A 6,797-nucleotide genomic window follows, 5' to 3' on the forward strand; every position below is an offset into this window, starting at 1 on the left:
GGCGGCGTTTCCCTTGGATTCTCGTTAACCGCGATTTCACGGAACTCCCGCTTTTCCACGGGGTGTCGAGGGTGCTATCCCTGAAGGGTCATCACCCCCACCTTTGGAGAAGTGGCATCCTCATGCGTTCGCCAAAGATCCTGTTCGCGGCGTTGCTGGCCATGCTGGCCACGCTCGCGATCACCCCCACGGCCCAGGCCGCGGACGGTAGGTACGTCGCCCTCGGCGACTCGTACACCACCGCGCCGGGCACCAGAACCTACGACGACCCGAACGACGCCTGCCGGCGCGGGCCGCTGACCTATACACGGCTCTGGGCGGCCGCCCATCCGAACGTGAGTTTCGTCGAGGCGGCGTGCTCCGGCGCGACCACCGCCGACATTCTCAGCTCGCAGATAGGCGCGCTGACCCAGGACACCACCCTGGTCACGCTCCAGGTCGGCGGAAACGACGTCGGATTCGTCGACGTCATCACCAACTGCATCCTGACGATCGACGACCAGGACTGCCTGGACGGCGTCGCGCTGGCCCAGCAGGCGGCGCACGCCTACCTGTCGCCCGCGCTCACCCAGACGTACGCGGCGGTGCGGGCGGCGGCGCCCAACGCCCGGGTGGTCGTGGTCGGTTACCCGCGGCTCTACACCATCCAGGGCAGCTGCGGCATCTTCGGTCTCAGCGACCGGGAGCGCACCGCGCTCAACGGCGCGGCCGACACCCTGGCCGACATCATGGCGGCGCGCTCCGCCGAGGCGGGCTTCACCTTCCTCGACGCGCGCCCGGTGTTCGACCCGCACACCCTCTGCTCGGGCAACAGCACCTGGGTGACCAGCCTGGAGTGGGACAAGATCAACGAGTCCTACCATCCCAACGTGGCCGGGCACCGCGACGGTTACCTCGCCGCGCTCACCGGAATCGTCGGCTGACCTCGGACCGCGCCGTTTCCCAGGGGGGCGTCCGCCGAAGGCGGGCGCCCCCTCGCCGCCGCCCCTATCCACCCTCCTCCCCCACCAGCAACTGGGAGGCGGCCAGCTCCCGGTAGAGCACGTCGGAGGCGACCAGCTCCCGGTGGCTGCCCACGGCCCGCACCCGGCCGTGTTCAAGCACCACGATCCGGTCCGCCTCGGTGACCGTGGACAGCCGGTGGGCGATCAGGAGGACGGTGCAGCGCCGCGACGCGGAGTCCACCGCGTCCCGGAGCGCCTGTTCGTTACGCGCGTCGAGCTGCGCGGTCGCCTCGTCGAGCAGCAGCACCTCGGGCCGGCGCAGCAGCGCCCTGGCGATGGCCAGCCGCTGCCGCTCGCCGCCGGAGAGGGCGACGCCCCGGGTGCCGACCGGCGTGCGCAGCCCCTCGGGGAGCCTGGCGACCAGCCCGTCGAGCCGGGTCAGCCGCAGCGCCTCCGCGATGTCCTCGGCGGAGGCGTCGGGTTGGGCGTAGCGCAGGTTCTCCTCCAGGGTGCCGGCCAGCACCGGGGAGTCCTGTTCGACGTAGGCGATGCGGCGGCGGACCTGGGCGCGGTCGAGGGTGGCGATGTCGACACCCCCGATGCGGACGCGTCCCGCGGCCGGCTCGTAGAAGCGTTGGAGCAGCGCGAAGGCGGTGGTCTTGCCTGCGCCCGAGAGCCCGACCAGCGCCGTCTGGCCGCCGGCCGGGGCGGTGAAGGAGACGCCGGCGAGGGCGGGGGCGCGGTCCGGGTAGGAGAAGCGGACGTCGTCGAACTCGACGGCGGGCGGCGGGCCGACGGCGGGCTCAGGGGCGCGGTCGACGTCCTCCTCGACCGGCATCCTGCCCACCTCCTCGATGCGGCCCACGGCGCCGAGGCCGAGTTGGAGCGTGGCGAGCCCGGCGACCAACGAGCCGATGGGGCTGGCCAGATAGAAGACGTAGAGGAGGAACGCGATCAGCGCGGGCGTGGTCAGGTCGCCGGCGGCGACCAGCGCGCCGCCGACGCCGAGCACGGCGAGGAAGGCGGCCTGGATGGAGACGCCGGACAGCACCCGCACCCAGGCGGCGTAGCGGGCGCCGGTCAGCCCCGCCCGGTAGGCGCTCTCGATGGCGTCCTCGGCGACGGCCGTCTCCCGGCGCTCGGCGCCGTTGGCCTTGACGGTGCGGGCGGCGCCCAGGGTGCGGTCCAGGGCGGCGCCGACCGCGCCCACCGACTCCTGACCGCGGGCGACCGCCTGCCTGATGCGCGGTAGCACCAGCATCATCACGGCGGCGACGGAGAGCAGCACCGCCACGGTCACCGCGAGGAGCCCGGCGTGTACGGTGCCCATCAGGACCAGCGCGCCGGTCACGCTGAGCGTGCCGTTGGCGACGTTGACCAGGCCTTCGGTCGCCGCGTTCTGCAGCAGGGTGCTGTCGGAGGTGACCCGGGCGATCAGGTCGCCAGGGGCGCGCCGGTCGAGTTCCGGCACCCGCAGCCTGATCAGCCGGTAGACGAGGTCGCGGCGCACCTGGCGCACCACGCGCTCGGCGGTGCGCTGCTGCCACCAGGACTGGAGGCCGGTCAGTCCGGCGCCGGCCACCACGAGCACCGCGAGCCAGGCGATGGGGCCGGCGGCGCCCTCGTCGTCCGCCAGGGCCTCCAACACCCGCTGGGCGACCAGGGGTTGGATCAGGCCGGCGAGGCTGGCGGCCAGCACGAGCAGCAACGAGGCGGCCAGCACGAGGCGGTGGGGGCGGGCGTAGCGGAACAGCACCCGCAGCGGCCCGGGTTCGGCCGGCGGTTGGTCGGGCGGCGGCGGGGACGGTTCGGCGGGGGTCTGCGGAACGGAGGTCGCGGAGGCGGCCGTCGTCATGGAAGGTCCCGGGGGTCGCGGTGGGGGCGCGGATCGTGGCGCGGTTCAGTGGTACGCGGCGGCGTCGAGGTGCCGGGCGGCGACGGACTCCAGGTGCACGGCGGCCGCCGCGGCGCCGCCGGCCGGCCGGAAGCCGCGGCCGATCGCCTCGGCGGCGACCCGGTGGCCGCCCGCCGGGTCGAGCACGGCGTCGATCTCGGCGCCCATCCGGCCGGCGTCGGCCCGGCCGAAGCGCAGTCGCACGCCGGCGCCGGCGGCCACCACCTGCCCCGCGACCAGGGGTTGGTCGTCCCTGATGGGGGCGATCACCAGCGGCACGCCGTGCCAGAGCGACTCGCACACCGTGTTGTGGCCGCCGTGGCAGACCACCGCGTCCAGGTGCGGCAGCAGGTCGAGTTGCGGCACCCGGTCGAGCACCAGCGGATCGCCGGCCGGGCCGCGCACCGCCTCTGGCAGGGTGTGGCCCGGGTCGAGGACGATGCCGAGGACCCGGTCGCGCGCGGCGCGCAGCGCGGCCACGGCCTCGGCGAGGAACCGCCCGCCGACGTCGACGTTGGCGGTGCCGAGGCTGACCAGCACCGTGCGGCGGTCGGGGTCGAGCCGCTCGTGGGGGAACGTGACGTCCGCCGGCCGGGGCGCGACGACCGGGCCGACGAGGCGGACGCGGTCGCGCGGCGGGGTCTGGTCGCCGAGGAGTTCGCGCCCGGTGAAGGCGACGACGCCGTGTGGCGAGAACCGGGGGTCCCCGGTGGCCGCCGGGTCGCCGATCCTGGACCGCAGCGCGTCGAGCAGCCCGGCGAGCCAGGCGCCGACCTTGGGCAACCCGCCGAGCGGATCGGCCAGTTCGGCCGACGTGGTGGCGGAGGTGACGTACGGGAGGCCGCGCCGCTCGGCGACCAGCGCGCCGGCCACCGCGTGCTGGTCGGTGACGACCAGGTCGGGGCGGAACGCGTCGACGGCGGCGTGCACCCCGGGCGCCATCAGGTCGGCGAGCGGCACGAAGACGTCCCGCCACAGGAACTGGAAGGCGGCGGGGCCGGTGAGTTCGGGCGGCCGGCGCAGCTCGGTGCCGGGGATGTCGCAGTCGAAGGTGACGGCGTCGGCCCCGACCAGCCGGGCGAGCAGCCCGGGATGCCCGGCCCACGCCACCCGGTGGCCGCGCCCGGCCAGCTCGGCCGCGACGCCGACCAGCGGGTTGACGTGCCCCACAAGCGGCGGCACGACCAGCAGGAAGCGGGTCACCGCACCGCCGTCCCGGCCAGGGTGTGCCCGGTGACCCAGTCCAGGATCAGGTCCCTGGTCTCCTCGGGGCGCTCGACCAGCACCGAGTGCCCCTGGTTCGGCAGCACCACGGTGTGGCAGTCGGCGACCTTGGCGGTCAGCTCGGGCACCTGGGCGGCGAGCCCCGACTCGTCGCCGAAGATGGCCAGCAGCGGGCAGGTCAGGGCGGACAGGTCGTCGGCGATCACCCGGCCGGCGGGCACGTCGTCAGCCAGCGTGGTGGTCGCCAGGATGCGGCTCGCGCCCCGGGAGAGGCGCGCGGTGTGCGCGCCGTGGTGGGCGGCGATCCAGCCGATGACGTCCTCGCGGGCCAGCCGGCGGCGGGCGTCGTCGAGGCCGGCCGCCATGTGCCGGGTCCACTCGGCGACCGGCGGCTCCGACTCGATCATGGTGACGGTCGCCACCCGCTCGGGGTGCCAGGCGGCGAGGGCGGCGGCCACGGTGCCGCCGAACGAGTTGCCCACCACGTGGACGCGCCGCCGCTCCCCCAACGCGTCGAGCAGGCCGGTGAGATCGCCGACGAACGACTCCAACCGGTAGCCGCCGCGGGGGCGGTCGCTCCGGCCGTGGCCGCGCAGGTCGTACATGACGACGTCGACGCCGGCGGCGGCGAAGGCCGGGCCGAGCGTGAAGTAGTAGCTGGCCAGGCTGTCGGTGAGCAGGCCGTGGACGAAGACGACGACGGGCGGCTCGCCCGTGGCGTCGGCGACCCTGACGGCGTCGAGCCGCTGGACGTGGGTGGTGATCTCGCCGGTGCTGATCCTGGTCATGGCGCGATCAGCTCCGCTCGGTGGCGCGCAGCGAGACCACGACGTGGTCCACCAGTTCGCCGACGGTGAGGGCGATGATCTCGTCGAGTTCGAGCTCGGCGACGAAGTTCGCGAAGTTGACCCGGTCGCCGTAGTGCTCGCGGAGCGCGCCGGACAGCGTGACCAGGTCGATGCTCTCGAGTTCGAGATCGTCGTGGAAGGTGGTGTCGCGGCCGATCTCGGCGTCGTCGAGACCGGCCTCCTCCAGCAGGTCCCTCAGCATGACGGCGATGTCGGCCAGCACCAGGTCGGGCAGCGCGGCGGTGTCCTGCGGGGTCGTCTCGGTGGTCATCTCAGTCTCCAGTCGGGTTGTCGCCGGCGGTCCAGGCGACGGCGTACCGGCGGGGTGGCAGTCCCGGCGGGTTGGCGACGTCGGCGGTACGCACCTCGTACGTGTCGCCGCCGACCGCGAGCAGCAGCAGCCCGGGCTCCGCGGCCAGCACCCGGTGGTCGGCTGGGCGGCCGCGCAGGCCGGTGCCGCGGGCCTTGGCGACGGCCTCCTTGGCGGCCCAGAAACGGGTGAACCAGGCGTCCGCCTCACCCGGCATCCGGGCCAACAGGGCGCGTTCCGCCGGGCCGCAGGCAGTCTCGACGGTGGCCGCCTGGCGGCCGGTGATCTCCTCGATGTCGATGCCGCAGGGCCCCCGGCCTGCGATGGCCACGCCGGCCTCGGCGCGGTGCGCGATCGAGACGGTGAGCCCCGCCACGTCCCGCCCGTGCACGCCCCTGGGCACCGGCCGGCCGGCGGCGTCGTTCGCCACGGCGATCTCGGCGGGGAAGATCTCGCCGGCCCCCTCGTGCCACAGCACGCGGCGCAGCGCGTCCTTGGCGGCGATCCGGCCGAGCAGCCACTGCCGGCGGCGGAGCGGCGGCAACGCCGCGTACGCCTCGCGCTCGGCGCCGCCGAGGACGTTGCGCATCAGCAGCTCACGGGTGGCCAGGTCGGGCCAGCGCTCGTGCACCAGCGTCCAGCCGCCGTCCCGGGGCGTGGAGAGGATGTTCCGGCCCGGGTAGCGGTCCACGGCGCGGATCCCCGGATCGGTGTCGAACCGCCGGTCGGTCCAGCCGGTGAACTCGGCCCAGACCTGGCCGTCGCGCAGCAGCTGCATGTCGGCGGTGAGCGTGCTCTCGCCGATCTCGACGATCCTGACCAGGCACTCGAGACGCTCCCCGGGGGCGGGGTGCGGCCCGTGGAAGGTGATGCGGTCCATCCGCATCGGGAACACGGTGGTGCGTTCGGTGAGGCTGGCCATGATCCAGTAGCCGAGCAGCTGGCCGACGTTGTCCAGCAGCGCGCCGGGCGCGGCCGGCGCGGTGATGACGCCCCGGAGGTGCCGGTCGCTGATGGCGGTGAGTTCGCTGACCCCCTGGAACGCTGGGCCGTGGAACATCCACCGCTCGCCGTACAGCTGCTCGGCCCGCATCCCGGGCACCCGCTCGGCCGCCGCGTCGAACCGCCAGGGCGCCGGCGCGGCCGGCCACTCCGCGGCGACGGAGACGGTGGCCCTCGCGAACCCGGTGAGTCCGACCTCGGCGCGGTCCCCCGCCAACCGGCGTACGGTCTCGGGCAGTTCGACGGCGGGCAGCGCCTCGATCCACTTCAGCAGCCGCACGTCCCGCACCTCGACCGCTCGCCGCGGCCCCGCTTGGCGCTCAGCCACGGCCATCAACCGCGCGAGCACGGTCGTCGCCGGCACGACCGGCCACCGGTCGGCGTCGTCGGGCCACCCGGGGCGCTGCCGGAAGAAGCAGTGATCGAGGAGATACGGCATCTCACGGACATCGATCCGCCAGGACGTCGCTGGCGCGGGCGCCAACGGCGGCGACGCCGTAGGCGACGCGGCGGCACGGGCCGGCGCGGGCCTGGCGCTTCGCGCCGGCGAGCGCGCCACGGTGGCGCCGGCCGGC

6 protein-coding genes are annotated in these 6,797 nt (G+C 74.7%); 1 reads left to right on the top strand and 5 read right to left on the bottom strand.

Going from position 1 to position 6,797, the window contains the following annotated elements:
- Positions 1-122: 122 nt before the first annotated feature.
- Complete coding sequence (locus ACYVPE_RS31040; RefSeq protein ID WP_461037093.1) at positions 123-923, top strand: SGNH/GDSL hydrolase family protein; 801 nt, start codon at positions 123-125, stop codon at positions 921-923.
- A 64-nt stretch (positions 924-987) separates the two neighbouring features.
- Here ACYVPE_RS31040 and ACYVPE_RS31045 read toward each other — a convergent pair whose 3' ends face one another.
- The 5 genes from ACYVPE_RS31045 to ACYVPE_RS31065 are packed head-to-tail and all read right to left on the bottom strand — an operon-like array spanning position 988 to position 6,661.
- Positions 988-2,799: an ABC transporter ATP-binding protein gene (locus ACYVPE_RS31045; RefSeq protein ID WP_461037094.1), complete on the bottom strand. Its 1,812-nt coding sequence runs from the start codon at positions 2,797-2,799 to the stop codon at positions 988-990.
- A gap of 45 nt (positions 2,800-2,844) precedes the next feature.
- Entirely contained in the window at positions 2,845-4,041 is a 1,197-nt protein-coding gene (locus tag ACYVPE_RS31050) for a glycosyltransferase (RefSeq protein ID WP_461037095.1), read from the bottom strand.
- Positions 4,038-4,850 carry an alpha/beta fold hydrolase gene (locus ACYVPE_RS31055; protein ID WP_461037096.1) on the bottom strand — a complete coding sequence of 271 codons (813 nt, stop codon included), beginning with the start codon at positions 4,848-4,850 and terminating at the stop codon, positions 4,038-4,040. The genes ACYVPE_RS31050 and ACYVPE_RS31055 overlap by 4 nt, the downstream gene beginning before the upstream one ends.
- Before the next feature lie 7 nt (positions 4,851-4,857).
- Positions 4,858-5,181, bottom strand: a complete 324-nt coding sequence (locus ACYVPE_RS31060; RefSeq protein WP_461037097.1) for an acyl carrier protein — start codon at positions 5,179-5,181, stop codon at positions 4,858-4,860.
- Between the two features lies 1 nt (position 5,182).
- Positions 5,183-6,661, bottom strand: a complete 1,479-nt coding sequence (locus ACYVPE_RS31065) for a 4'-phosphopantetheinyl transferase superfamily protein (protein ID WP_461037098.1) — start codon at positions 6,659-6,661, stop codon at positions 5,183-5,185.
- Positions 6,662-6,797: the final 136 nt, after the last annotated feature.

The sequence above is a fragment of the Streptomyces mayteni genome (assembly GCF_054783955.1).

Bases quoted from the DNA above. Each gene is read 5' to 3' on its own strand.
- ACYVPE_RS31040 (WP_461037093.1), top strand. From the start codon at position 123: ATGCGTTCGCCAAAGATCCTGTTCGCGGCGTTGCTGGCCATGCTGGCC.
- ACYVPE_RS31045 (WP_461037094.1), bottom strand. From the start codon at position 2,799: ATGACGACGGCCGCCTCCGCGACCTCCGTTCCGCAGACCCCCGCCGAA.
- ACYVPE_RS31065 (WP_461037098.1), bottom strand. From the start codon at position 6,661: ATGCCGTATCTCCTCGATCACTGCTTCTTCCGGCAGCGCCCCGGGTGG.
- ACYVPE_RS31060 (WP_461037097.1), bottom strand. From the start codon at position 5,181: ATGACCACCGAGACGACCCCGCAGGACACCGCCGCGCTGCCCGACCTG.
- ACYVPE_RS31055 (WP_461037096.1), bottom strand. From the start codon at position 4,850: ATGACCAGGATCAGCACCGGCGAGATCACCACCCACGTCCAGCGGCTC.